Source organism: Rhizobium sp. SJZ105 (assembly GCF_007828365.1).
Taxonomy (GTDB): Bacteria; Pseudomonadota; Alphaproteobacteria; order Rhizobiales; family Rhizobiaceae; genus Agrobacterium; species Agrobacterium tumefaciens.
Genome location: NZ_VIUP01000017.1, coordinates 1 through 24,825, shown reverse-complemented (window position 1 = coordinate 24,825; position 24,825 = coordinate 1). Strand labels below are relative to the sequence as shown.

At 59.7% G+C, this 24,825-nt stretch carries 24 protein-coding genes; 19 read left to right on the top strand and 5 right to left on the bottom strand.

The features are described 5' to 3' along the window. Positions 1-16: 16 nt before the first annotated feature. Positions 17-1,480 (bottom strand): APC family permease, encoded by a 1,464-nt coding sequence (locus tag FB593_RS25280; RefSeq protein WP_145167261.1) that lies wholly within the window; start codon positions 1,478-1,480, stop codon positions 17-19. Positions 1,481-1,664: 184 nt separating this feature from the next. On the opposite strand from FB593_RS25280, the gene FB593_RS25275 reads away from it, so the two are divergent. From FB593_RS25275 to FB593_RS25220, 12 genes are all read left to right on the top strand, one after another. Then, positions 1,665-2,456 (top strand): SDR family NAD(P)-dependent oxidoreductase, encoded by a 792-nt coding sequence (locus FB593_RS25275; protein WP_145167260.1) that lies wholly within the window; start codon positions 1,665-1,667, stop codon positions 2,454-2,456. A gap of 406 nt (positions 2,457-2,862) precedes the next feature. After that, positions 2,863-3,717, top strand: a complete 855-nt coding sequence (locus tag FB593_RS25270) for a PaaX family transcriptional regulator C-terminal domain-containing protein (protein ID WP_145167259.1) — start codon at positions 2,863-2,865, stop codon at positions 3,715-3,717. A 155-nt stretch (positions 3,718-3,872) separates the two neighbouring features. Beyond that, entirely contained in the window at positions 3,873-5,078 is a 1,206-nt protein-coding gene (pcaF, locus tag FB593_RS25265) for a 3-oxoadipyl-CoA thiolase (protein ID WP_145167258.1), read from the top strand. 23 nt (positions 5,079-5,101) lie between these two features. Beyond that, positions 5,102-6,106: a 1,2-phenylacetyl-CoA epoxidase subunit PaaA gene (gene paaA, locus FB593_RS25260; protein ID WP_145167257.1), complete on the top strand. Its 1,005-nt coding sequence runs from the start codon at positions 5,102-5,104 to the stop codon at positions 6,104-6,106. Between the two features lie 109 nt (positions 6,107-6,215). Further along, on the top strand, positions 6,216-6,500 hold the full coding sequence (paaB, locus tag FB593_RS25255; protein WP_145167256.1) for a 1,2-phenylacetyl-CoA epoxidase subunit PaaB: 285 nt from the start codon (positions 6,216-6,218) through the stop codon (positions 6,498-6,500). Further along, the gene (gene paaC, locus FB593_RS25250) at positions 6,500-7,282 is read left to right on the top strand and encodes a 1,2-phenylacetyl-CoA epoxidase subunit PaaC (RefSeq protein ID WP_145167255.1); all 783 of its coding nucleotides are present in this window, start codon (positions 6,500-6,502) and stop codon (positions 7,280-7,282) included. Before paaB ends, paaC begins: the two co-directional genes overlap by 1 nt. 9 nt (positions 7,283-7,291) lie before the next feature. After that, positions 7,292-7,831 (top strand): 1,2-phenylacetyl-CoA epoxidase subunit PaaD, encoded by a 540-nt coding sequence (gene paaD / locus FB593_RS25245; RefSeq protein WP_145167254.1) that lies wholly within the window; start codon positions 7,292-7,294, stop codon positions 7,829-7,831. Between the two features lie 25 nt (positions 7,832-7,856). Next, positions 7,857-8,933 (top strand): 1,2-phenylacetyl-CoA epoxidase subunit PaaE, encoded by a 1,077-nt coding sequence (paaE, locus tag FB593_RS25240; RefSeq protein ID WP_145167253.1) that lies wholly within the window; start codon positions 7,857-7,859, stop codon positions 8,931-8,933. A gap of 17 nt (positions 8,934-8,950) precedes the next feature. Beyond that, entirely contained in the window at positions 8,951-9,712 is a 762-nt protein-coding gene (locus FB593_RS25235) for a Phenylacetic acid catabolic protein (RefSeq protein WP_145167252.1), read from the top strand. A gap of 15 nt (positions 9,713-9,727) precedes the next feature. Continuing rightward, a complete protein-coding gene (paaZ, locus tag FB593_RS25230; RefSeq protein WP_145167251.1) occupies positions 9,728-11,785 on the top strand; it encodes a phenylacetic acid degradation bifunctional protein PaaZ in 2,058 nt (685 codons plus the stop codon). A 4-nt stretch (positions 11,786-11,789) separates the two neighbouring features. Further along, positions 11,790-12,335, top strand: coding sequence for an acyl-CoA thioesterase (locus tag FB593_RS25225; RefSeq protein WP_145167250.1), 546 nt, complete (start codon positions 11,790-11,792; stop codon positions 12,333-12,335). Beyond that, on the top strand, positions 12,296-12,910 hold the full coding sequence (locus FB593_RS25220; RefSeq protein ID WP_145167249.1) for a transferase hexapeptide repeat family protein: 615 nt from the start codon (positions 12,296-12,298) through the stop codon (positions 12,908-12,910). The genes FB593_RS25225 and FB593_RS25220 overlap by 40 nt, the downstream gene beginning before the upstream one ends. On the opposite strand, the gene FB593_RS25215 is transcribed toward FB593_RS25220, so the two are convergent. The 4 genes from FB593_RS25215 to paaG all read right to left on the bottom strand — a co-directional run bounded on the left by FB593_RS25215 (position 12,911) and on the right by paaG (position 16,186). Beyond that, entirely contained in the window at positions 12,911-13,507 is a 597-nt protein-coding gene (locus FB593_RS25215; RefSeq protein WP_145167248.1) for a TetR/AcrR family transcriptional regulator, read from the bottom strand. Between the two features lie 100 nt (positions 13,508-13,607). After that, positions 13,608-14,918: a phenylacetate--CoA ligase PaaK gene (gene paaK, locus FB593_RS25210; protein ID WP_145167247.1), complete on the bottom strand. Its 1,311-nt coding sequence runs from the start codon at positions 14,916-14,918 to the stop codon at positions 13,608-13,610. Positions 14,919-14,960: 42 nt separating this feature from the next. Then, positions 14,961-15,401: a hydroxyphenylacetyl-CoA thioesterase PaaI gene (gene paaI / locus FB593_RS25205; protein WP_145167246.1), complete on the bottom strand. Its 441-nt coding sequence runs from the start codon at positions 15,399-15,401 to the stop codon at positions 14,961-14,963. Further along, positions 15,398-16,186 (bottom strand): 2-(1,2-epoxy-1,2-dihydrophenyl)acetyl-CoA isomerase PaaG, encoded by a 789-nt coding sequence (gene paaG, locus FB593_RS25200; RefSeq protein WP_145167245.1) that lies wholly within the window; start codon positions 16,184-16,186, stop codon positions 15,398-15,400. The genes paaI and paaG overlap by 4 nt, the downstream gene beginning before the upstream one ends. Before the next feature lie 101 nt (positions 16,187-16,287). Between paaG and paaN the strand changes: the two genes are divergently transcribed. From paaN to FB593_RS25165, 7 genes are all read left to right on the top strand, one after another. Next, complete coding sequence (gene paaN, locus FB593_RS25195) at positions 16,288-17,949, top strand: phenylacetic acid degradation protein PaaN (protein WP_145167244.1); 1,662 nt, start codon at positions 16,288-16,290, stop codon at positions 17,947-17,949. A gap of 49 nt (positions 17,950-17,998) precedes the next feature. Then, positions 17,999-19,138: an ABC transporter substrate-binding protein gene (locus tag FB593_RS25190; protein WP_145167243.1), complete on the top strand. Its 1,140-nt coding sequence runs from the start codon at positions 17,999-18,001 to the stop codon at positions 19,136-19,138. 69 nt (positions 19,139-19,207) lie between these two features. Continuing rightward, a complete protein-coding gene (locus FB593_RS25185; protein WP_145167278.1) occupies positions 19,208-20,080 on the top strand; it encodes a branched-chain amino acid ABC transporter permease in 873 nt (290 codons plus the stop codon). 1 nt (position 20,081) lies between these two features. Then, the gene (locus tag FB593_RS25180) at positions 20,082-21,038 is read left to right on the top strand and encodes a branched-chain amino acid ABC transporter permease (RefSeq protein WP_145167242.1); all 957 of its coding nucleotides are present in this window, start codon (positions 20,082-20,084) and stop codon (positions 21,036-21,038) included. After that, on the top strand, positions 21,035-21,820 hold the full coding sequence (locus FB593_RS25175) for an ABC transporter ATP-binding protein (RefSeq protein WP_145167241.1): 786 nt from the start codon (positions 21,035-21,037) through the stop codon (positions 21,818-21,820). Before FB593_RS25180 ends, FB593_RS25175 begins: the two co-directional genes overlap by 4 nt. Next, the gene (locus FB593_RS25170; RefSeq protein ID WP_145167240.1) at positions 21,807-22,508 is read left to right on the top strand and encodes an ABC transporter ATP-binding protein; all 702 of its coding nucleotides are present in this window, start codon (positions 21,807-21,809) and stop codon (positions 22,506-22,508) included. The genes FB593_RS25175 and FB593_RS25170 overlap by 14 nt, the downstream gene beginning before the upstream one ends. Before the next feature lie 4 nt (positions 22,509-22,512). Beyond that, positions 22,513-24,576: a 3-hydroxyacyl-CoA dehydrogenase NAD-binding domain-containing protein gene (locus FB593_RS25165; protein ID WP_145167239.1), complete on the top strand. Its 2,064-nt coding sequence runs from the start codon at positions 22,513-22,515 to the stop codon at positions 24,574-24,576. Positions 24,577-24,825: the final 249 nt, after the last annotated feature.

Sequence of the window (24,825 nt, the reverse complement as noted above, 5' to 3'; positions counted from 1 at the left end):
CTTGGCGGCCTCGGGATCAGTTCAGCTGCTGTCTCCCAATTCTCGCGTAAACATTGGGACGTATGGCTTTGTAGAAGAGAGCGAGTGCGAGACCAGCGCCGAACAACGCCCAAATCACAACTTGCAACACGATCGCGGTAAGTGTGTTACCGCCGGTCAGGGCGACAAAGTTTGTCGCTGACAAATACACCGCCATGCCCAGACCAGCCGTTGCAAGCACTGGGGCGACAAGTGTTTGCCACAGGCTGACGTCCTTGATTTGTTCCCGCCTTTTGGCAAAGAACAGAATAACAGCGATGCTCGTCAAGAACATGAGGAAAAGAAGCGGGAAGCCACCTGCACCAGCCATCCAGGCATAGGTTACGTTCGGATCCGTGCCTGAGAAGATCAAAATTCCCGCTGCCATTGTGACTGTAAGCACCAAGGACGCGACGTAAGGTGAGCCATGGCGAGGATGGACGCGACCGAGGACCGACGGTAACGCTTCATCAATTCCAAGCGAGTGGCAATAACGGGCGATGATATTTTGGCACGAGAGGACTGCTGCAAAGGCTGAGGTCACCACGAGAATAGAAATAGCGTCACCCGCCCAGACACCGGCATACTTCACCATCGCATTCGTGAACATTCCGGTGGGATCCGCCGTCGCGGCAGCCGGCGCTTGGCTCGGGCCGTAGGCAAGAACCAGTAGCCAAGTCGTCAGAACATAGAAGACACCGATGAAGGAGACGCCGAGATATGTGGCGCGAGGAATTGTCTTTCGCGGATCTCTGCTTTCCTCCCGAAAAATAGCCGTCGCTTCGAATCCGAGAAAGGTGATTACGGCAAAGAGGATTGAAACGCCGACCGAACCACTGGTCAAGGCATCCCACCGAAACGATGTGAGAGAGAAACCTTCGGGGCCACCGCTTCTCGCGACTGCGACATCGAAGACCAGCACGATGGCGATTTCAAGAACCATTACAACCGACAGGACTTTAGCCGACAAATCAATGCGCAGATATCCGAGGATACCGACTACCGCAACGAGCGCCAGTGAATACAGCCACCATGGAAGAGACGGCCCGTGCAGCGTGTTGATCACCATATCTCCAGCGACAATACCGAAGAATATCGCTATTCCCAAGCCGACCATCAGATAGCCAAGCACCGCGATGAAACTGGCTGCGAGCCCGAATGTCTGACCCAAGCCGGCGCTGATGTAGGAGTAAAACGCTCCTGGATTCGGCAAATATCGGCTCATTGCCGTATAGCCGACCGAAAAAAGGAGCAGCATTGCCATCGCTGCTGCGAAAGCGATGGGTGCGCCTACGCCGCCAAACATAACAACGAGCGGAAGTACGCCCACGACGCTCGCTAACGGTGCCGCAAACGCAATAACCGTGAGGGCCAGTGCTATGGGTCCCATTTGACCTTTGAGTTGAGGTGCCTCGGGCGTCCTTGTATCGAGGCTTGAAGTGTAAGCTGCTGGATCTGTCATTTGCCATTCCCCTTTTGTGATTTAGGCATTGACATCAGGAGATCACACTTCTGTGCGTATTTCTAGACTATGAGTACGATTTTTTAAACATGAGTTCGAATTATGACTTTTCGAACAAAATAGTATTGCGTTTGCCTTAGAACAAGATCATCTTTCGTGCATCTAACTGGTGGGAGGTGTAGCTATGTTGTTGAAAAATAAAGTTGTTCTTGTGACGGGTGCTGGTACCGGCATTGGCGCCGCCACATGTCGGCAGGTGGTACAACAAGGCGGCAAGGTAATTTTGATGGGCCGTAGGGCTGACGCTATCGAGGAGATTGCATCTTCAATCAATTGTCCAGATGCAGTGTTGGCGAGCGCCGGGGATGCTGGTTCGTTGACCGATGTCAGCAGAGTTGTCGCAGACGCGCGGAAGCGTTTTGGTGGCATCGACGCAGTCGTCGCGTGCGCTGGAACAGTTGAGACCGGTGCGGTCCTCGATCTTGCGGATGAAGGCTGGCGGCGTCAGTTGCATTCCAATCTCGACACCGCATATTTTACGGCCAAGGCGGCCCTCCCATCTCTTATTGAAAGAAAAGGCGCTTTTATTGTCATGTCGTCAATCGCTGGCCTGCAGGCCATGCCCATGACTTGTGGCTATGTGGTCGCGAAACATGCAGTGATAGGCTTAATGCGATCAATCGCGATCGACTACGGGCCAAGCGGCGTGCGCGCCAACGCTGTTTGTCCAGGCTGGATCCGCACTCCGATGGCGGATGAAGAAATGGCTCCAATTATGGAGCGCGAGAGCGTGACCCTAGAAGGGGCGTATGCGCACGTGACGTCCGACACGCCGCTCCGGCGAGCCGGAGACGCGGACGAGGTTGCGAACCTTTGTTGCTTCTTGTCATCGGACGGGGCTCGACTGATCACAGGCTCTGTGATGACGATCGACGGCGGCAGCACTGTAGTCTGCGTTCCTACCCTGAAGATGTGATATTTGAATGCCCAACTGCGCTGGGCCGCCTCCGACCGTCGATTTTCGTGTGCGAATGCGAGGTCGGCGGCCGGATTGGTTTCTTGCAATCCATGCTAGCTCGAGACGTACCCCGCTGTCATTTTCTTCGTTAGTTAGTAAGGAAAGGCGGCGACCGATCGCACTAGGCGGTCAGGCTGTCTGGTGCCAGGTTGGGGCATAGTAAAAGCAAGCCCGGCAGCGGTCCGGCGCAAAGACTGCCAACCTTCGGCGCGCAAGCCATTGAGATTGAACAGTGATCTTCCTTTAGTATGGAAAATCAAGATCGAATTGCCTTGTTCGTCGATATGCTGCATTAACACCAACTGCGAACTTTTCATCCCGATTCATAGTGAAGGCGGGAGCACGCAAATTGGATTAGTGGAGCATGTCGCTTAGCCTTCTCCTGAACAATGCTTCTCTTAGAGCCGCGAGTTTCATCGTCACGATTTATGGTGACGTGGTCGAGCCGAGAGGCGGCGCGATCTGGGTCGGTAATCTTATAGAAGCATGCGCGGAGGTCGGCATTAGCGAAACGCTGGTCCGAACGGCTGTTTCCAGATTAATGGCCGCTGGCCAGCTCACAGGGGAGCGGGAGGGGCGCCGTAGCTACTATCGTCTAACGGAGACGGCACAAGCTGACTTTGCGGCCGCCGCTCGTCTTTTATTTGGTCCTTCAGACCCACCACAATGGCGTTTCGTTTATCTCGGCGGCCGTGCTTTGGAGGCTGACACAAAACTTCTGGAGCATGCGGGCTACACCCGTTTGGGTCCTCACTTGCTGATGGGAGCGCGATCCCATCAGCAATTGTCCGAGGGCAGTATCGTTTTCACCGCGGACGCCGTCGGTGCCAACTTCGGGCTGCGGGAGCTCGCGGCTGAATACTGGGACCTTTCGAAATACGCCAAGGCCTATGACGATTTTCTGCAGCGGTTCCGGAGATTCTCCGACCTGATTGAGGCAGGAGAAAAACTCAGCCCCATTGAGCATCTCGCCGCCCGTCTTATTCTCGTTCATCAATATCGGATCATTGTCCTGCATGATCCCCAGCTGCCCGCGTCGGCCTTGCCGGCTGATTGGCCGCATACCGAAGTGCGGCGCCTCTTCGCGACTCTCTATATTCGCCTGTCGGCTCAGGCGGATGACTTCGTCGCAAGAAGGTTTCTCACGTCAGCTGGACCGCTACCTGTGAAAACCACCGCCACCAAGTCTCGGATGGACGAGCTTCGCACCACCTTGTGAACTCTCGCTAAGCTTCGACTGAACGAGAAAGGAAACACGCACCACGTAATGTCACAGAAAATCCCATAAATCATGTTGAACTGTGACATTCAAACTGATATAAGCTAACCAATCGGTCGACTAATAGTCGCTCGAAGGAGGAAGAGGAGGAATTTGTGCCGGAAGCTTTTGTTTGCGACGCTGTGCGTACACCGATTGGACGATATGGTGGTCTATTGTCGTCTGTCCGCGCCGACGATCTTGCTGCTATCCCGCTTGCGGCGTTGATGGCCCGAAACCCGCAGGTTGACTGGTCGAAGGTTGACGACCTGATTTACGGCTGCGCCAATCAGGCTGGCGAGGACAATCGCAATGTTGCCAGAATGGCGGCACTTCTTGCCGGCATGCCCGTCTCCATTCCCGGTACGACAGTGAACCGGCTGTGTGGCTCCGGCATGGACGCTGTTGGCATGGCGGCTCGTGCAATCCGGGCTGGCGACTGTGATTTCGTCATCGCCGGCGGCGCCGAAAGCATGAGCCGCGCGCCTTTTGTCATGCCCAAGGCAGAAAGCGCGTTTTCGCGAACAAACGCGGTCTACGACACCACGATCGGCTGGCGCTTCGTCAATCCGAAGATGAAAAAAGCCTTCGGCGTTGATTCAATGCCGGAGACGGCCGACAACGTTGCTGCGGATTTTGGCGTCAGCCGTAAGGATCAGGACGCTTTCGCCGCCCGAAGTCAGGCGCGATGGGCTGCGGCACACGAGGCCGGCATCTTCGCCGACGAGATCGTGCCTGTTTCCGTGCCTCAGAAAAAGGGCGATCCGATTGTCGTCGATCGCGATGAGCATCCGCGTCCCGGCACAACGGCCGAACAACTCGCTAAGCTCAAGGGTGTCAATGGTCAGGACCTGTCCGTCACCGCCGGCAATGCGTCCGGCGTCAATGACGGCGCTGCGGCGCTCCTGATCGCCAGCGAGGCGACGGCCAAGGCGCAAGGTTTGACGCCAAAGGCCCGCATCGTCGCCATGGCCGCCGCCGGTGTCGAGCCGCGCGTGATGGGCGTCGGCCCGGCTCCGGCCGCGCGCCGCGTGCTGGAACGCGCTAATCTCTCCATCGGTCAGATGGATGTTATTGAACTCAACGAGGCTTTCGCCTCGCAGGCGCTGGCGGTGCTACGCGACCTCGGTCTGTTAGATGATGCCGACCACGTCAATCCAAACGGCGGCGCGATCGCCATGGGCCATCCGCTTGGCATGAGTGGCGCCCGTCTCGTGACTACCGCCGCCTACCAGCTTCATCGCCAGGGCGGCCGCTATGCGCTGTGCACCATGTGTATCGGCGTCGGCCAAGGCATCGCACTCATTCTCGAACGTGTTTGACACGAAAAGACAGGAGAAATGGCATGTACGCACAGTTGGTGAAAACGGATGGCGCCCGCGTCCGGAGCCTCGACGAGATGGATCCGGTCGAACGCGCTTTCCAGGAGCGCATCGACGCCGGACAAAAGATCGAGCCGAAGGAATGGATGCCGGAAGGCTACCGCAAGACACTGGTGCGCCAGATCAGCCAGCATGCCCATTCCGAGATCGTCGGTCAGCTGCCGGAAGGCAACTGGATCACCCGCGCTCCGACCCTTGAGAGGAAGGCGATCCTGCTTGCCAAGGTTCAGGACGAGGCGGGTCACGGCCTCTATCTCTACTGCGCTGCCGAAACTCTCGGGATCAGCCGCGACGAGATGTACGAGCAACTCCATTCTGGCAAGGCCAAGTATTCCTCCATCTTCAACTACCCGACGCTGAGCTGGGCCGATATCGGTGCAGTTGGTTGGCTGGTCGATGGTGCGGCGATCATGAATCAGGTGCCATTGCAGCGCTGTTCTTACGGGCCTTATGCCCGCGCGCTTGTCCGCATCTGCAAGGAAGAAAGCTTCCATCAGCGCCAGGGCTTCGACATCCTGATGAAGATGGTGAAGGGCACGCCGGCGCAAAAGGCGCTGGTTCAGGATGCGCTGAACCGCTGGTGGTGGCCGTCGCTGATGATGTTCGGTCCTTCCGACGATGCCTCCGTGCATTCGGCCCAGTCGATGGCCTGGAAGATCAAGCAGAATTCGAACGACGAGTTGCGCCAGAAGTTCGTCGACCAGACCGTGCCACAGGCGGAGTATCTCGGTCTGACTGTTCCCGATCCGGACCTCAAGTGGAACGCGGAAAAAGGCGGCTACGATTTTGGCGAACCGGATTGGAGCGAATTCTTCGCGGTCATCGCCGGCGATGGTCCGTGCAACGCAGAGCGTCTCGACGCCCGCAAGAAGGCCTGGAGTGACGGCGAGTGGTTCCGTGACGGTCTCGTGGCTCATGCCGAAAAGGCGCAATCGCGCCGCCAAGCATCTCGTATCGCGGCCGAATAGACGTCGTCCGGATCGCGCGTTCGACCGCGCGATCTACGAAGTCCCCATCGCATAACATACGCTCACGAGGCGGTCCGCCGCAGACGAGCGCGAACAAGGGAGAGAAATCATGTCCAGCGAATGGTCCCTCTGGGAGGTCTTTATCCGCGGCCAGCACGGCCTCAATCATCGTCATGTCGGGAGCCTGCATGCGCCTGATGCCGAGATGGCCGTGAACAATGCCCGCGACGTTTATACGCGCCGCAACGAAGGCGTAAGCATCTGGGTCGTGCGCTCAAGTGATATCACCGCAAGCGCCCCATCCGAGAAAGGACCGCTGTTCGAGCCCTCCAATTCGAAAGTTTATCGTCACCCGACCTTTTTCGACGTTCCAGAAGAAGTGGGACATATGTGATGGGCGCGCCTGAAGAAACATCCAACACTAACAGTGCCGGGTTGTTCGAATTCCTCGTGCGGATGGGCGATAACACCCTTATTCTTGGACACCGGGTGTCGGAATGGTGCGGCCACTCGCCAGCGCTGGAAGAGGATATAGCCCTTTCCAACACCGCCCTTGACTTGATTGGCCAGACACAGCTGTGGCTCGGTCTTGCCGGCGAAGTTGAGGGCAAGGGGCGCTCCGCCGACGATCTCGCCTATCTGCGTGATGGACTGGATTTCCGCAACGTGCTGCTTGTCGAGCGCCCGAATGGTGACTTCGGCGCGACGTTAATGCGGCAGTTCCTGTTCGATGCCTGGCACTATGTTTTGCTGAAGGCGCTCAAAACCTCCAGCGACGCGCGCGTCGCCGAGATTGCCGAAAAAGCTTTGAAGGAAGTCTCGTACCATCTCGACCGTAGTCGCGATCTCGTGATCCGCCTTGGCGATGGCACAGCCGAAAGCCATCGCCGGATGCAGGCGGCCCTCGACGATCTGTGGCCCTATACCGGCGAGTTGTTCATCGGCGATGCCTCGGATGCGGCGGTTGCCGCTGACGGCGTGGCGCCCGTGCCTGTATCTCTGAAAGCATCCTGGGACGAAATTGTGTCCGAGGCTCTGGAGGAAGCGACGCTCAAGGCACCGGCCGACGGTTACATGCAGAAGGGCGGCAAGCGTGGCATCCACACCGAGCATCTCGGCTTCATCCTCTCTGATCTGCAATTCCTGCAACGTGCCTATCCCGGCGGGACCTGGTAGGAGGTATCGATGTTGGCGGCCCAGAATCCTTCGACAGGGTATCCTTCAACGGGGCAGGTCTGGACATGGCTTGCCGACGTACCGGATCCGGAAATCCCGGTGATTTCGGTGGTGGATCTCGGCATCATCCGTGATGTCGCTTGGGAAGACGAGGCGCTGGTCGTCACAGTCACGCCGACCTACTCCGGCTGTCCGGCAACCACGGTGATCAACCTCGACATCGAGCGCGCATTGAACGGGCACGGCATTGGCAAGGTCAGGCTGAAGCGCCAACTTTCGCCCGCCTGGACGACCGACTGGATCAGCGCGGAAGGCCGCGAGAAACTGAAAGCCTACGGCATCGCGCCGCCGATCGATGGAACGGCTGCCGATGGGGTGCTTATGAGGCGCATCGACCGACTTTCTGGCCGTTCCAACCTGACGATCGCCTGTCCGCGCTGCGGATCGGTCGAGACCGAGAAGATCAGCCAGTTCGGCTCAACGCCGTGCAAGGCCAGCTATCGCTGCACCGACTGCCTGGAACCCTTCGATTATTTCAAGTGCATTTGACCCGAGACAAAGGATGAGGGCCGCCATGGCACGTTTCCATTCCCTGAATGTCACCGAAGTGCGGCGTGAAACCCGCGATGCCGTCGTGGTGACGCTGGTCCCTTCCGAGGATGACCGCGCAGCCTTCGATTTCACCCAAGGCCAGTATCTGACCTTCCGTCGCAAGTTTGAGGGCGAGGAACTGCGTCGCTCCTATTCGATCTGCGCCGGCCGCGACGAGGGCGTGCTGCGCGTCGGCATCAAGCGCGTCGATGGAGGCTGTTTCTCCAGTTGGGCCAATGAGAGCTTGAAAGCCGGCGATACGCTCGAAGCCATGCCGCCCATGGGCGCTTTTTTCACCGATATCGAGCCGGAAGTGTCAAAGCACTATCTGGGTTTCGCCGGCGGTAGCGGCATCACACCCGTACTGTCGATCATTAAGACGACGTTGAATCGTGAGCCAAGATCCCGTTTCACGCTCGTATATGCCAATCGCCAGATATCCTCGATTATGTTTCGCGAAGAGCTGGAGGATCTGAAGAACGCCTATCTTGGACGTCTGTCGATCCTGCATGTGCTTGAGAGCGAAGCGCAGGACATCGATCTCTTCACTGGCCGAGTTAACGCGGAAAAATGCGCTGCCCTGTTCAAGAGTTGGATTGACCTGAAGTCGGTGACGACCGCGTTCATCTGTGGTCCTGAGCCTATGATGCTGGCGATCGCCGGCGCTTTGCGAGAGCATGGGCTGCGTGACGACCAGATCAAGTTCGAGCTTTTTGCCTCGTCGCAACCTGGTAGGGCGCGAGAGCGCGCGCATAGCGCCGGTGGTACGGATGTCAATTCCAGCTGCCAAGCGACGGTCACACTTGATGGCGCAACCCGCAGTTTCAGCATGCCCAAGCACGGCCAGAGCCTTCTCGACGCGGCACTCCAAGCCAACATCGACGCGCCTTACGCCTGCAAGGCTGGCGTCTGCTCAACCTGTCGCGCGAAAGTCATCGAAGGCGAAACGGAGATGGAAGTCAACCATGCGCTTGAGGACTATGAGGTCCGACAGGGCTACGTGCTGACGTGCCAGTGCTACCCGCTGAGCGACAAGGTCGTCGTCAGCTACGACCAGTGACAGTGGAGGACAAGGGCATGACCGAAACCGACACGATGCCAATTGACGACTACCTGGCGCAAGGAGGCGTTCTGACTTCGCCAGACAATGTGCCGGCGCGCTATCGCGGCGAACTGCTGCGCCTGATGGCAAGCTTCGTCGATAGTGAACTGGCCGGCTCTGCCGGATTTGCCGACACGATCAATGATGCGCCCGGCATCGGGGAGCGGATTTCAGCCGCCCGGATCGTGCTGGAAAAGACAGATCATGCCGGTCAAGTCTTAACGATCATGGAAAGTTTCGGAGCCGATGGCAGGCGCTATGCGGTGCATCACCCTTGGGCTGCGCGTCTTGCCCGTGATGCCGATATCGGTGCGGCGCGGCAGGATGGCGACATGCGTCTTTCGATCTTCCACTATCCGCTCGAAGGCTGGCTTGATGCGGTTGTCATGAATGTACTGATGGGCACGGCTGGCATCATCCAATTGCGCGAGTTGTCGCATGTTTCCTACCAGCCGCTGGCCGAGGTTTTCCGCCGCATCGTGCCGCGTGAAACCCGTCATCTCGAACTTGGCATCGCCGGCCTCGGTCACATCTCGGCAAACCCGGCAGAACGCGATGCAGCCATGGCCTCCATCGCCTATTGGCGCCCGCGGGTTGCCGCCAGCTTCGGGCTTGCGGAATCGGCACGCTACGACACGCTTCACCGGTTCGGCCTTCGCCATACCACCAATGAAAAACTCCTTGCCGAATGGCAGGCGGACGTCGAAGCGCAGTTATCTGCGCTGAGATTGATCTGACAGGAAGGAATCAACATGAACGTTCTGGCATCCCAGCCTCACCGGTTGGAAAGCTATGTCTGCGGCAGCTGGACCGTCGGTGCAAAGGAAGGAGTTCCGCTTCTGGACGCATCAACAGGGATCCCTGTCGCATTCATCGACTCGACGGGTATCGATTTTGCCAGCGCGCTTGCCTACGGCCGCGAAAGAGCTGGCCCGGCGCTGCGCCGCATGTCCTTCCATGAGCGGGCCGCCATGCTGAAGGCGCTTGGTTTGGCACTGATGGACCGCAAGGAGGAGTTCTATGCGCTTTCCACTGCCACTGGCGCAACGCGCGCTGATAGCTGGGTGGACATCGATGGTGGTATTGGCACGCTGCTTTCTTACGCATCGAAGGGCCGCCGCGAACTACCTAATACTCGTGTGCTCCTAGACGGCGATGTTGAGGCGCTCGCAAAGGACGGCAGTTTCTCAGCACAGCATATTCTCACCCCGCTCCAAGGCGTTGCTGTTCATATCAACGCCTTCAACTTCCCCTGCTGGGGCATGCTCGAAAAGCTTGCCCCGACGCTGCTCGCCGGCATGCCGGCGATCGTCAAGCCGGCAAGCCAGACGGCTTACCTGACCGAGTTGATGGTGCGCCGTATGATTGAGACCGGTCTTTTGCCAGAGGGGGCCGTCCAGCTTATCGCCGGTTCGGTCGGCGACCTGCTTGATCACGTCGAGGGTCAGGATGTCGTCACCTTCACCGGGTCGGCCTCGACCGGCCGCAAGCTGAAGAGCCATCCGGCCGTCATTGGCAATTCCGTGCGTTTTACCATGGAAGCTGACAGCCTCAATGCCTCCGTGCTGGGCATTGACGCCGGACCCGGAACTGAGGAGTTCGATCTGTTCGTCAAGGAAGTTGCCCGAGAAATGACGTCGAAAGCCGGGCAAAAGTGTACGGCGATCCGCCGCGTCATCGTTCCTCGCGCCCATTGCGATGCCCTTGTTGCGGCACTGGGCGACCGGCTCGGAAAGACCATTCTGGGCAACCCCGCTGATGAAGCTGTCCGCATGGGCCCGCTCGCCAGCCTCGATCAGCGCGATGAAGTGCGTGCGCGTATCCGCGACCTCCTCGGCGATGCCGAAATCGTCGCCGGCGATCCCGACACACCTCACGTCGTTTCCGGTCATGCCGAAGCCGGCGCTTTCCTCAATCCGGTCCTGCTTTATTGCGAGCGTCCCTGGGACGCAAAGGCTGTGCATGATGTCGAGGCCTTTGGCCCGGTTAGCACGGTAATGCCCTACGATAGTTCCGAAGAGGTCGTCGAACTCGCCCGCCGAGGCAAAGGCAGTCTCGTTGCCTCGGTTTTTACCAACGACCCGGCTTTTGCCACCGACGTGGTACTCGGAATGGCGCCGTATCACGGCCGTGTCTTGATTGGAAATCGTGCAAGTGCAAAGACTTCGACTGGACACGGTTCGCCGTTGCCTGGCCTGGTCCATGGTGGTCCCGGCCGCGCGGGCGGTGGCGAAGAACTCGGGGGCATGCGCGCCGTCAAGCATTACATGCAGCGCACTGCCGTCCAAGGTTCTCCGACGCTTCTGTCAGCGGTCACCGGCCGCTGGGTTGGCGGGGCGGAAGCGCACACCGGCGGCGAGCATCCCTTCCGCAAGTCGCTAGCCGAGCTGAGGATCGGCGACCAACTCGTCACCGGCACCCGCACGGTCACCTTGGAGGATATTGAACATTTCGCTGGCTTCACCGGCGACACGTTCTATGCCCATATGGATGAGGAAGCGGCAAAGGCCAATCCGTTCTTCGACGGTCGCGTGGCCCACGGCTATCTGATCGTCTCGTTCGCGGCAGGGCTGTTTGTTGATCCAGCGCCGGGGCCGGTCCTTGCCAACTATGGTGTCGACAACTTGCGCTTTCTCACTCCGGTGAATCCTGGTGACACATTGCAGGTGAAATTGACTTGCAAAGATATTAACCCGCGTTTCGATGCCGACCATGGCGAAGTCCGCTGGGATTGCAACGTGACAAACCAGTTGGGTGCGACCGTGGCACAGTACGACGTGTTGACAATGGTAGCGAAAACCAGAGCGTGACCGCATGACACCGATCGAGCAGGATTCACGTCGCTTTGACATGACCGTTCTGATGACGCCCGAAATGGCAGACGTTTCGGGAAGGGTTCATGGCGGTGCGCTGCTCAACCTGCTCGATCGCGTCGCGGTTTCCTGTGCCTCTCGCTATTCACAGCAATACGCCGTGACGCTTTCGGTCGATCAGGTGACGTTTAAGGAGCCGATCCATGTCGGCGAACCCGTCACTTTCCGCGCTTGTGTCAACTATGCAGGCCAAACCTCCATGGAGATCGGCATTCGCGTGGAGGCGGAGGAGATCAGCTCGGGCATCCGGCGTCACATCAATTCCTGCTATTTTACGATGGTGGCGGTGGACGAGACAGGCACACCCGTCCACGCTCGGAAAATGCGTCCCGCAGACCTGGTGGATATCAGGCGGTACAACGCGGCCGAGCTTCGCCGAAAGCTCCGACGTGAATTCGCTGAGCGGCTGGAGAGCGTAATCGTTGACCAAAAGAAGGGAGATGACTGGTGGCGCAAATATATGCTTACGACGGCGTGGTTCCGGTAATCGATCCAGCCGCCTTTGTGCACCCTGCAGCAGTGGTCATCGGCGATGTTTTCGTGGGGCCGGCGTGCTACGTGGGGCCCGGGGCGGTTCTTCGTGGGGACTTCGGGCGTATTGTCCTTGAACGCGGATCCAACGTGCAGGAGACCTGCGTCGTGCACAGTTTCCCGAATCTCGAGGTGGTCGTTGCGGAAGAGGGACATATCGGTCATGGGGCGGTGCTGCACGGATGCCGAATCGGCCGCAACGCCATGGTGGGCATGAATGCTGTCGTTATGGACGAGGCCGTTATTGAAGAAAATTGCATCGTCGCCGCGATGGCATTCGTCAAAGCCGGCGCTAAGATCCCTCCAAATAGCCTTGTGGTTGGCGCTCCAGCACGGGTGGTTCGCGAACTAACATCAGAGGAAATAGCCTGGAAACGCCAAGGCACTGCGGTTTATCAGCGGCTCGCTCTGGAAGCGAAGCACAAACTCGTGCTGACATCGCCACTGACAGAAGCCGAGCCCGGAAGACGTCGTATCGTCGCACCGGAATATGATCCGCTCATTCTCGAAAGGCTGAAACTGGGCGATTGATCAGCGAACGGCTTTCAATCCTTCGAGGATTAGCGTCGTGGCTATATCCGCATATTCATCCCGTGTAATTGGCCCGTTCGGGCGGAACCACATATAAACCCAGTTCATCATGCCGAAGAGAGACATGGTGACGGGCATCAGCAATGGGCGGTCCCTGTTAAGATCGGGGTTGATGTCGAGGATAGCACTCGAGAAACGCTTGACTATTTGTCGCTCGATCGTCTGCAATTCGGAAAGTTGTTCCCGGGACAAGGCGCTTGTGCCGTTGAGCTGCACCTTGTGTTCGTTGTCCCGACCCTCGTAGTTCGCAAGCACGGCCTTTACCAGAAGGCGCAGTCGCTCCTGCGCCGGCACGTCGGTGCGATCCGCGGCTTTGATTGCCTCTTCCAACTCCGCCAGATGAGTGCGCACGATGTCGAAGATCAATGCATCCTTGCTCGGATAGTAGTGATAAAGCAGGGCCTTCGAGACGTTGCTGTGCGAGGCGATCATGGACATAGAGGCCTTCTCCATGCCGATTTCGGCAAACACCGCTGCGGCGCTCGCCAGAATGCTCCTCTGTTTTTCCTCGAAGTCTACTGCGCGCGTGCGTGCCATAGTTCCTGCTCTACTTGTTAGGCTGTGGCTGCGCGGAAGGCGGCCATCCTCCCTATACACAGCCAAACCCGCGCTCGGCTATAGCCGGCGCTGCGTTTACTCACTCTTTTGGACGGTTATCGACCACGCGCTTTGCCTTGCCCTCGAAGCGTGCCACCCCGCCTGGCTCATGCACCGTAATTTTAGTCGACACGCCCACAATGCTCTTGATGTGATGGGCAAGTTCTTTCGCCGATCCGGCGCGCGCGCCCTCATCGGTCGCGTCTAGCGTACATTCGACATGAACTGTCATGTTGTCCATGCGGCCGGTACGGCTTAGCTCTATCTGGAAATGTGGGGCTAAACCGCGACATTTCAGGATTTGCTCCTCGATCTGGGTCGGGAAGACGTTGACGCCGCGGAGAATCATCATGTCGTCGGAGCGCCCGGTAATCTTTTCCATGCGGCGCATAGCACGTGCGGTTCCAGGAAGCAGCCGCGTCAGATCGCGTGTGCGGTACCTTACGATCGGCAGACCTTCCTTCGTCAGTGTCGTGAAGACGAGCTCACCAAGTTCACCGTCCGGCAAGATCGTGCCGGTCACCGGGTCGATGATTTCGGGGTAGAAATGGTCTTCCCAAATATGCAAGCCGTCCTTCGTCTCGACGCATTCACTGGCGACGCCTGGACCCATGACTTCCGAGAGACCGTAGATGTCAACGGCGTGCATATCGAACGCCTGCTCGATCTCCTGGCGCATGGAGTTGGTCCAAGGCTCGGCACCAAAAATGCCAACAGCAAGCGAGCTCTCCCTTGGGTCGATACCTTGGCGGCGAAACTCGTCAAGGATCGACAGCATATAGGAAGGGGTGACCATGATGATGCGCGGCTTGAAATCTTGCATCAGCGTGGCTTGGCGTTCGGTCATTCCGCCAGAAATCGGGACGACCGTGCAGCCCAGCTTTTCCGCACCGTAGTGCGCGCCGAGGCCGCCCGTGAACAGGCCGTAACCATATGCGACGTGTATGATATCACCGGCTCGTCCACCGGATGCACGGATCGAGCGGGCGACGACGCTTGCCCAGGTGTCGATGTCCTTCGCGGTGTAACCGACAACCGTCGGCTTGCCGGTCGTGCCGGAAGAGGCATGAATTCGCGAGAGCTTTTCCCGCGGAACGGCGAACATGCCGAAGGGGTAGGTGTCGCGCAGGTCCTTCTTGGTGGTGAAGGGGAATTTGGCGAGGTCCGAAAGCGTTTTCAGGTCCGAGGGATGTACGCCCGCCTCGTCGAATCGCTGGCGATAAAAGGGGGAGTTTTCATACGCATGGGTCAGCGACCACTTCATACGCTCGAGCTGCAGCGCGGAAATTTCGTCTCGCGAAGCGGTTTCGATTGCTTCGAGGTCGCCGGGGCGGGGGGAAAGGTCTTCCATAAATGTCTCCTCCGAGAATGCGGGATGGTACCGACGCGGGCTCTATTCCGACAGATGGGAACCCGAAACTGTTCGCGAGTGGCCGCGGAATTCCGCGACGTGCTCGCCCTCCTGATTGGTGATGCGGATATCGTAGATGCCGCTCCGTCCGCGACGCGACACCTCCCGTGCCGTCGCCGTCAATCGGTCGCCTTTGAAAGCCGGTGCAATATAAGTCACCGAACAGTGCTGGGCGACGGTGCGCTGGTTGAAGGTGTTACATGCAAATGCGAAGGCTGAATCCGCCAGCGTGAAGATGTACCCGCCGTGACAGGTGCCGTGGCCGTTTGTCATGCTTTCAGCGATCGTCATGGTGATCGTCGCCTCGCCGGGGGCAACGGAAACCAGTTCCATGCCGAGATGGCGGGTGGCATGGTCACCATCCCACATGGCATTGGCGCAGGCTTCGGCCAACGCCTGCGGGGAGAGGCCGGCGGCGCTCATTTGCCCTTGAACTCGGGCTTGCGCTTTTCGAGGAAGGCGGAAACGCCCTCGGCATAGTCGGCACTGCGACCGGCCTCGCGTTGGAGGTCGCGTTCGAGATCGAGCTGCTGATCGAGTGAATTCATAGCAGCGGCCTGGATCGCACGTTTTGTCATGCCGAGGCCCTTGGTGGGCCCGGCAGCGAGGCGGGTGGCGAGTTTTACTGCCTCATCCATCAGCGTGTCGTCGTCGACGGCACGCCAGATGAGGCCCCAATCGGCGGCGGTTTCCGCGGCGAGCGGTTCGGCCGTAAGTGCCAGTGCCTTTGCGCGCGCCTCGCCAATGAGGCGAGGCAAGCTCCAGGTGCCGCCGGAATCAGGCACGAGGCCAATCTTGGCAAATGCTTGGATGAAGCGTGCCGAGCGGGCGGCCAGCGTGATGTCACAGGCGAATGCGATGTTGGCGCCAGCGCCGGCGGCAACGCCGTTGACGGCGCAAATCACCGGCTTTTCGAGGCTACGAATAAGGCGTAGAAGCGGGTTATAGTAAGTTTCGATCGTGTGGCCGAGATCGGGAACGCCTTTGCCAGGATCGCGGTCGCCGAGGTCCTGGCCAGCGCAAAAACCGCGGCCAGCACCCGTCAGAAGCACCGCACGAACATCTGAGTCAGTGCGAGCGCGCTCAAAACCGGCTCGTAGCGCCACGTGCATTTCTTCGTTGAACGCGTTGAGTTTGTCTGGACGGTTCAGCGTCAAGCCGAGAACGCCACCGGCGAGCGCCGACAGAATAGTGTCGGAATTTGTCATATGTCCTCCCTGTCGCCCTTCCCAGCGGCGACCGTAAAAAAACTCTTGCATAAACCGAATGGCCGGTCAATTATAAATCCACTGACTGGGAGGAATTAGAGATGACCGAACTTTTCGAGCGCCATCGCCCGACGCTGGACGCAGCTTTGGAAGCAGCGGCCAAGCGTGACTTCTGGTCCGCCTATCCTGAAGTACCAAGCGGCAAGATCTATGGCGAAACCGCCAAGGACGATGGGTTCGCCGCCTACGAGGCGCGACTCGGCAAGGCCTTCTCTCTCGCCGATCATCCGGCGGAGGGCTCTGTAGGTGCGGAAGTGTCGCCTTACGGATCATCCCTCGGTATCACCTATCCGGAAGCCTCCGTCGACATGCTGATCACGGCTTCTCGTGCCGCCGCTCCGCAATGGGCCGCGACGTCGCCGGAGGTGCGTACCGGCATCTGTCTCGAGATCCTCGCCCGCCTCAATGCTCGCAGTTTCGAAATGGCCAATGCTGTCATGCACACGACGGGCCAATCTTTCGCCATGGCCTTCCAGGCCGGCGGCCCGCACGCGCAGGATCGCGGCCTCGAGGCCGTCGCCTACGCTTATGCCGAGATGAGCCGCACGCCGGCCAAGGTGGTCTGGACGAAGCCGCAGGGCAGGGGCGAGCCGATCGTCATGGAAAAACACTGGCGCACTGTGCCGCGCGGCGTCTCGCTGGCCATCGGCTGCAACACCTTCCCGACCTGGAACAGCTATCCGGGCCTCTTTGCCAGTCTTGCCACCGGCAACACTGTTATCGTCAAGCCGCATCCCGCCGCGATCCTGCCGCTCGCCATCACCGTCGAGATTGCCCGGCAGGTGCTGGTGGAAGAAGGCTTTGCCCCCGATGCCGTGCTGCTCGCACCTGACGCGGTCGGTTCGGAGATTACCATGGACCTTGTCCGGCATCCGGCAATCGCCATCATCGATTATACTGGCTCCACCACGTTCGGCAGTTGGGTGCGCGAAAATGCCGACCGTGCTGATGTTTATACCGAAGAGGCCGGCGTTAATTCCATCGTGATCGGCGCAACCGACAATTTTGCCGGCATGTGCAGTAATATCGCTTTCTCGCTCTCGCTTTACTCCGGCCAGATGTGCACGGCTCCGCAGAATATCTTCGTTCCGCGCGCCGGCATTGAAACCGATGAAGGCCACAAGAGTTTTGACATGGTCGCAACCGGCATCGCCGCTGCTGTCGATCACCTGCTTTCCGACCCGGCCCGCGCTGCCGGAATCTGCGGCGCCATCGCCAACCCCGCCACAATCGATCGCGTAGCCGTCGCCCGCTCCATCGGCCGTCTTGTGCGCAATTCCACACCAGTGGAAGGTCTTGGAGATGCCCGCACCGCAACTCCGCTGATCTTAGCCGTCGATGCAGCGGACAGCGAAACATATGCGGAGGAACGTTTCGGTCCCATCGTCTTCATCGTCGCGGTCGATGACGCCAGCGATGGCGTAGAACGCGCTGCCGAGCTCGCCGAGCGCAAGGGTGCTATCACCGCTGCCCTCTACGCCACGGAAGAGGCGCAGATCCTCGCCGCCGCCGATCGCTTCGCCACGGCCGGCGTCAATCTTTCGGTCAACCTGACCGGCGGCATCTACGTCAACCAGAGCGCCGCCTTCAGCGATTTCCACGTCACCGGTGCGAACCCTGCAGGCAATGCCAGCCTGACGGACGCGGCTTTCGTCGCCAACCGGTTCCGCGTGGTGATGTGGCGCCGCCCTGTCGCGGCGTGAGAGGAGTTTTCGCTTTAAATCTTTGTCTTTGTTGGGAGGAGAAACCGACATGAAATTTGCGCTCATTACCACCGCGCTTGCCCTGATCCTGGGCTTCGCAGCGCCTGCCTTCGCCGATATCAAGATCGGTGCGACCATTTCCGAAACCGGCCCCGCCTCCTTCCTTGGCGACCCGGAAGCCAAGACGCTGATGCTACTGGTCGAAGAGATCAATGCGGCCGGCGGCATCAACGGCGAGAAACTGGAACTCGTCATCTATGACGACGGCGGTGACCCGAACAAGGCGCGCACTTTCGCGACCCGCCTCGTGGAAGACGACGAAGTCGTCGCCGTAATCGGCGGCACGACGACCGGCACCTCCATGGCCATCATTCCCGTCTTCGAGGATGTGGAAATCCCCTTCATCTCGCTGGCTGGCGCCATCGAGATCGTCGATCCGGTAAAACCCTACACCTTCAAGACACCGCACACCGATCGCATGGCCTGCGGGAAGATTTTTGAAGACATGAAGAAGAACGCCATCACCAAGATCGGCATGATCTCCGGTTCCGATGGTTTTGGCGCCTCCATGCACAAGCAGTGCCTTTCGATCGTTGGCGACTACGGCATAGAAGTCCTCGCCGACGAGACCTATGGCCCAACCGACGCCGACATGACGCCGCAGCTTACCATCATCAAGGGCAAGGACGGCATCCAGGCCGTGCTGAATCCCGGCTTCGGTCAGGGGCCGGCAATCGTCACGCGCAACTACGCCCAGCTCGCCGTCGGCCTGCCGCTCTACCAGTCGCACGGCGTCGCTTCGGATGGTTTCATCGAGCTCGCTGGCGCGGAAGCCGCGGAAGGCGTTCGCCTGCCGGGCACGGCTCTGCTCGTGGCTAAGCTGCTTCCTGAAAGCGATCCGCAGCGCGCTGTCGTCGCGGCTTACAAGGGTGCCTACGAGAAGGCGACCGGCAAGCCGGTCTCAACCTTCGGCGGTTATGCCCATGATGCGCTTCGCATTCTCGTCGATGCCATCACGCGGGCGGGCAGCGCCGAGCCGTCGGCCATTCGCGATGCGATCGAGGGTACGAAGGGTCTAGTTGGCACGACCGGCACCGTCACCATGACGGCCGAGGACCACCTCGGTCTCGACCTCTCTGCCTTCCGCATGCTGCAGATCGAAAAAGGCGGCTGGAAGATCGTCGAGTAATCGAACCCGCTGGCCCACGCCCTTACGGCTTGGCCGGCGGATACCGTCGTGCGCGAAGCGGAGGCCTCCATGCCCGAATTGCTGCAATTCCTTCTGTCCGGGATCACGGTCGGCGCCGTCTATGCGCTGGTCGCTCTCGGTTTCACGATCATCTACAACGCCTCCGACGTCGTGAACTTCGCCCAGGGCGAGTTCGTCATGCTCGGCGGAATGATCACCTTCTTCACGCATGCCGCTGGCCTGCCACTGCCCCTTGCAGCCGTCATCGCCATCATCGTCACGGCGGCGATCGGGGTGGCGCTCAACAAGCTCGCCATCGAGCCTGCGCGGGGCGCCCCGGTCGTCTCGCTGATTATCATCACCATCGGCGCTTCCATCTTCATCCGGGGCGCGACGCAGCTCGTCTTCGACAAGCAGATCCACCGCTTCCCTGCCTTTTCCGGCGACGAGCCGATCCTCATCGGCGGCGGGACAATCCTGCCGCAGAGCCTCTGGGTCATTGCCGGAGCGCTTGCCGTTTTCGTCTGTCTCTGGCTGTTCTTCACGCGCACGCTGATCGGCCGCGCGGTGCTTGCAACGGCGAACAACCGTGTCGCCGCCCAGCTCGTCGGCGTCAACACCAACTACGTGATGACGCTCTCCTTCGCGATGTCCGCCGCCATTGGTGCGCTCGCCGGCGTGCTGGTCACACCGATTACCCTAACCAGCTATGATGTTGGCCTGGCACTGGCGCTGAAAGGTTTTGCCGCCGCCATGCTCGGCGGCATGGGGAACCCGAAGGGTGCACTGGTCGGCGGCCTATTGCTCGGTGTGCTGGAAGCGATGACGGCCGGCTATATAAGCTCGCAATACAAGGATGCCGCCGCCTTCATCGTCATCCTCGCCGTGCTCTTCGCCATGCCGCAGGGCCTGTTCGACCGCAAATCGACGGATCGGGTGTGACATGCGGCTCTCCAGCAAGGCAACCACGCTCCTCGTCCTCGCCGCGGTCATCGCGATTGCACCGGTTTTCTTTCCGTCATCCTATTATTTCCGCGTCGGCTCGCTGATCTTCGTCAACGGTCTGGCGGTGACGGGTCTCGTCATCCTCATCGGCTATGCCGGCCAGATCAGCCTGGGACATGCGGGTTTCGGTGGCATCGGTGCCTACGCCTGCGCGCTGGCGCCCGTTCATCTTGACCTGCATCCGGCGCTCGCCGCCGTGCTCGGCGCGCTTTTGTCCGCTGCCATCGCCTACCTGGTCGGTCGGCCGATCCTGCGGCTTAAGGGTTATTATCTCGCGGTCGCCAGTCTCGGTTTCGGCATCCTCGTCTCGATGGTGCTCTCCAATGAAGCGCAACTCACTGGCGGCCCCGATGGCATGGCCGTGCCGGAACTTGGGCTTCGCGCCGTGCTGAAGGCTATCGGGATCGAACTGTCCAATACCGAATTCTGGTATGCCTTTTCAGGCCTCGTGCTGGTGATCGGGGCGTGGCTGGCACTCAACCTCTACCACAGCCCGACCGGCCGTGCGCTTCGGGCCTTGCATGGGTCCGAGGTCGCGGCCCGCACGGTCGGTGTCGATGTGGCGCACTACAAGCTCGTGGCCTTCGTCATCTCGGCGGTCTATGCCTCGGTTTCCGGCTCGCTGCTGGCGCTCCAAAACAAGTTCATCACGCCGGATGTCGCGGGCTTCATGCATTCGATCGAGATGGTCACGATGGCGGTGCTCGGCGGGGCCGGTTCTGTGCTCGGCGCCATCCTGGGTGCGGCGATTCTCACCTCGCTGCCGCAGGTGCTGACGATTTTTCAGGAATACGAACAGCTCATGCTGGGGCTCATCATGATGCTGGTCATGATCTTCATGTGCGAGGGCCTGCTGCCCTCCATCGCGCGCCGCATTCGGGGGAGGGCAGAATGAGCCTGCTTCAGATCGAGGGTTTGGGCATCGATTTCGGCGGCCTGCGCGCCGTCAACGATGTTAGTTTCTCCTTGAAACCCGGCGAGATCGTCTCCGTCATCGGCCCGAATGGCGCCGGAAAGACGACGCTATTCAACATGATCTCCGGAGTCTATGTGCCTGCGCGCGGCCGCATTGTGCTGGATGGCGAGGATATTACCCGCATGCCGCCGCACCTTCTGGCGCCCCGCGGCCTTTCGCGCACCTTCCAGAATTTGCAGATTTTTCAATCGATGAGTGTTTTGGAAAACGCCGTCGCTGGCCATCACCTGCATGAGCGCGGCTCGGTTTTTGCCGATCTCTTCTCACTGCCCGCCGCCCGCCGCCGCAGCAAGGCGTCCGAGGAAAGCGCCCGCGCCTTGCTCGACCGTGTCGGCCTCGGCCGCGCTGCCAAGCAGGAGGCAAGCTCGCTCTCTTACGGCGCGCTGAAGCGCCTGGAAATCGCCCGAGCGCTGGCGCTGAACCCCCGGGTGCTGCTGCTCGACGAACCGGCGGCCGGCTGCAACGCGGTCGAGACGGAAGAGATCGATCATCTTATTGCACAGGTCGCGGCCCAAGACGTGTCGATCCTGCTGGTGGAGCACGACATGAAGATGGTCATGCGCATTTCCAACCATATCGTGGTGCTCGATCACGGCGAAAAGATCGCCGAGGGGGAGCCGACTGCAATCTCACGCAACCCGCGCGTCATAGAAGCCTATCTCGGCGTCCAGACAACGGAGGCTCAGCATGCTGACAGTTGAGGGACTGCGCTCGCGCTACGGCCGCATCGAGGTGCTGCATGGCATCAATCTCGACGTGGCGTCCGGCGAGATCGTCACGGTCGTCGGCGCGAACGGCGCCGGCAAGACGACGCTGCTCAAGTGCCTCTCAGGTATACAGCCGGTTTCGTCCGGTGAGATCGTCTTCCGTGGCGAAACGCTGACTTCAGTGCCGGCGCACGCCCGCGTGCGGCGTGGCCTCGCCCAGTCGCCGGAGGGCCGGCAGATTTTCACCAACCTCACGGTGGAGGAGAATCTGCAGCTTGGCGCCTATCTCTTTGCCGACGAAAAGGTGGACCGCGATATGCAGGACGCCTTCGCGATGTTCCCGATCCTCAAGGAGAAACGGAACCTCGCGGCGGGTGGCCTGTCCGGCGGCCAGCAGCAGATGCTGGCAATCGCCCGCGCGCTGATGGCGCGCCCATCCTGCCTGCTTTTAGACGAGCCGAGCATGGGCCTTGCGCCCATACTCGTCGCCCAAATCTTCGACGTGGTGAAGAGCCTTAAGGCACTCGCCGTGACCGTGCTCCTTGTCGAGCAGAACGCTTTTGGTGCGCTTTCCATCGCCGATCGCGGCTATGTCATGGAGACGGGGCAGATCGCCATGTCGGGCCCATCAGAAGAACTAATTGCAGACGAGCGTATCCGCTCCGCTTACCTTGGAATTTAAAGCCATGTCCATTACCATCGCGCGCCAAAGTGCTATCGCTATCGCCACCATCGACAATCCACCCGTCAACGCCCTGTCACAGGCATTGCGCGAAGCGTTGGTCGACGCCGTGGCTGAACTGGATGCCGAATTTGCTATAAAGGCCGTCGTGCTGATTTGTGCCGGCCGCACCTTCATCGCGGGAGCGGATGTCAATGAGTTCGGCAAGCCGCCGCAACCGCCGCATCTCCCAGACGTAGTAGCGATACTCGAGGGCGCGAAAAAGCCTTGGGTCGCGGCTATCCATGGCAGCGCACTCGGCGGCGGGCTCGAAGTGGCGCTCGGCTGTGCCTATCGTGTGGCCGTTCCCGCCGCCAGCCTCGGACTGCCGGAAGTGAAGCTCGGAATAATTCCAGGAGCAGGCGGTACGGTTCGTTTGCCGCGCCTGATCGGCCCTGCGGCAGCGGTCGAACTAGTGACGGGCGGCAGCCCAATCGGGACGAAGAAAGCGAAATCGCTGCGTCTTGTCGATTCGATCATCGAAGGTGACCTGCTTGCCGGTGCAGTGGCCTTTGCTAACGAGATTGCCGAACAACCTCTGCCAAAGCCGCTTGCCTTACGCGGGATACCCACAATCGAAGCTGGATTCTGGGAGAGCGTGGAAAAAGCGGTTGCGTCAAAGGCGAAAAGCGAGGTTGCGCCACTTAAGGCTCTGGCTTCTATCCGCAATGCCAGCGAAACGGATTTTGCCAGTGCGATGGCCTTCGAGCGAGCAATCTTCCTGGACCTGCGCAACTCGCAACAGGCAGCAGCGCTGCGGCATGTCTTCTTCGCCGAGCGTGCGGCACCCCGCCCGCCAGAGATTGCTGGTGTGACGCCGCGCAATATCCGTTCCGCCGCGGTCATTGGTGGCGGCACAATGGGTGCGGGCATCGCTGCGGCGATGCGCGATGCCGATCTGCCGGTAATCCTTATCGAGCGAGACACGGCGGCGGTCGAGCGAGGGCTTGCAAACATCCGCGCCATCTTCGACGGTTCAGTGAAGCGTGGCCGTATCACGCAGGCGGTTGCAGATGAACGCATGTCCGGCGTCACCGGCAGTGATAATTACGAGATGCTTTCCGATACGGACCTCGTCATCGAAGCTGTGTTTGAGGATCTTTCCGTCAAGCGTGCAGTCTTTGAAAAATTGTCGGCGGTTTGCCGGAGGGATGCGGTGCTGGCCACCAATACATCCTATATTGATCCGGAGGCGATCAGAGAGGGCGTAAGCCACCCCAAACGGTTCCTCGGGCTGCATTTCTTCAGCCCGGCTCATGTCATGAAGCTGCTGGAAATCGTACCGACCGGAGAGACGGCGCCGGAGGTTCTAGCGACCGGTTTCGCACTCGCCCGATTGCTCGGTAAGATCCCAGTTCGCGCCGGTATTTGCGATGGCTTCATCGGCAACCGTATCTTGAAGGTTACCCGTGCGCAGGCTGAACGGTTGCTGCTTTCGGGCGCTACGCCGGCAACGGTTGATGCTGCCATGCGGGCCTTCGGCCTGCCGATGGGACCCTTTGAGGCGCAGGATTTTGGCGGTCTCGACATTGCCGCCTTCCAGCGTAAGGCGGCCCGCGAGCATGGCGAAACTCCCTTCGCGCCTGTCGCCGACCGGCTTTGTGCCATCAAGCGTTTCGGCCAGAAATCTGGTGGGGGCTGGTACGATTACGAGCCGGGCGATCGGGCGCCAAAACCGTCCGAAGCGGTGGCTGAGATCATTGCTGAAGAGGCTGCAGGCGTGTCGCAGCGTGTTTGGGGGGAGGTGTCGATTGCTGATGCAATTGTCCTGCCAATGGTCAATGAGGCAACGCGCATTCTAGAGGAGAAAATAGCACTTCGTTCTCCCGACATCGACCTCGTAAAAATTCATGGCTACGGCTTTCCGCGCTGGCGTGGCGGACCGATGCACTATGCGGAGGCGCGGGGCCTTAGCGATGTCGTGACCGCGCTTGACAGACTTGCTGCGGAAGGGCTTGCCGAGCCACCGTGCGATGGCCTTCGCCGTGCGGCCGGAGAGGACGGCTTTTTGCGACTTGCAGGAGGTTAGAACGATGCTGACGTCGGCGCTGTTCGTTTCGACTATTAGCGGATCGTGCTTTGAAGGTCTTCGCAAAGCTATACTTCGCAGCTGGGAGCCTATTTTTTCAAAGTGGCGAGAATTCCTGCCGGTCACTTTAGGAGGGGTCAGAACAAGAGCAGTCCGAAATCGTACGCTCTCATGAGCGATTTAGGTTTTCCGGGCGCATTTAAACTACCCCGTTTTCGCGAGGTCGGTCAATTGATGCAGCCTGTGCAC

Bases quoted from the DNA above. Each gene is read 5' to 3' on its own strand.
- FB593_RS25280 (WP_145167261.1), bottom strand. From the start codon at position 1,480: ATGACAGATCCAGCAGCTTACACTTCAAGCCTCGATACAAGGACGCCC.
- FB593_RS25225 (WP_145167250.1), top strand. From the start codon at position 11,790: ATGACACCGATCGAGCAGGATTCACGTCGCTTTGACATGACCGTTCTG.
- paaG (WP_145167245.1), bottom strand. From the start codon at position 16,186: ATGACAAATTCCGACACTATTCTGTCGGCGCTCGCCGGTGGCGTTCTC.
- FB593_RS25175 (WP_145167241.1), top strand. From the start codon at position 21,035: ATGAGCCTGCTTCAGATCGAGGGTTTGGGCATCGATTTCGGCGGCCTG.
- paaK (WP_145167247.1), bottom strand. From the start codon at position 14,918: ATGGAAGACCTTTCCCCCCGCCCCGGCGACCTCGAAGCAATCGAAACC.
- FB593_RS25190 (WP_145167243.1), top strand. From the start codon at position 17,999: ATGAAATTTGCGCTCATTACCACCGCGCTTGCCCTGATCCTGGGCTTC.
- paaD (WP_145167254.1), top strand. From the start codon at position 7,292: ATGTTGGCGGCCCAGAATCCTTCGACAGGGTATCCTTCAACGGGGCAG.
- paaC (WP_145167255.1), top strand. From the start codon at position 6,500: ATGGGCGCGCCTGAAGAAACATCCAACACTAACAGTGCCGGGTTGTTC.
- FB593_RS25275 (WP_145167260.1), top strand. From the start codon at position 1,665: ATGTTGTTGAAAAATAAAGTTGTTCTTGTGACGGGTGCTGGTACCGGC.
- paaB (WP_145167256.1), top strand. From the start codon at position 6,216: ATGTCCAGCGAATGGTCCCTCTGGGAGGTCTTTATCCGCGGCCAGCAC.
- FB593_RS25270 (WP_145167259.1), top strand. From the start codon at position 2,863: ATGTCGCTTAGCCTTCTCCTGAACAATGCTTCTCTTAGAGCCGCGAGT.
- FB593_RS25170 (WP_145167240.1), top strand. From the start codon at position 21,807: ATGCTGACAGTTGAGGGACTGCGCTCGCGCTACGGCCGCATCGAGGTG.
- FB593_RS25180 (WP_145167242.1), top strand. From the start codon at position 20,082: ATGCGGCTCTCCAGCAAGGCAACCACGCTCCTCGTCCTCGCCGCGGTC.
- FB593_RS25235 (WP_145167252.1), top strand. From the start codon at position 8,951: ATGACCGAAACCGACACGATGCCAATTGACGACTACCTGGCGCAAGGA.
- FB593_RS25215 (WP_145167248.1), bottom strand. From the start codon at position 13,507: ATGGCACGCACGCGCGCAGTAGACTTCGAGGAAAAACAGAGGAGCATT.
- FB593_RS25165 (WP_145167239.1), top strand. From the start codon at position 22,513: ATGTCCATTACCATCGCGCGCCAAAGTGCTATCGCTATCGCCACCATC.
- paaI (WP_145167246.1), bottom strand. From the start codon at position 15,401: ATGAGCGCCGCCGGCCTCTCCCCGCAGGCGTTGGCCGAAGCCTGCGCC.
- paaZ (WP_145167251.1), top strand. From the start codon at position 9,728: ATGAACGTTCTGGCATCCCAGCCTCACCGGTTGGAAAGCTATGTCTGC.
- paaN (WP_145167244.1), top strand. From the start codon at position 16,288: ATGACCGAACTTTTCGAGCGCCATCGCCCGACGCTGGACGCAGCTTTG.
- paaE (WP_145167253.1), top strand. From the start codon at position 7,857: ATGGCACGTTTCCATTCCCTGAATGTCACCGAAGTGCGGCGTGAAACC.
- FB593_RS25185 (WP_145167278.1), top strand. From the start codon at position 19,208: ATGCCCGAATTGCTGCAATTCCTTCTGTCCGGGATCACGGTCGGCGCC.
- paaA (WP_145167257.1), top strand. From the start codon at position 5,102: ATGTACGCACAGTTGGTGAAAACGGATGGCGCCCGCGTCCGGAGCCTC.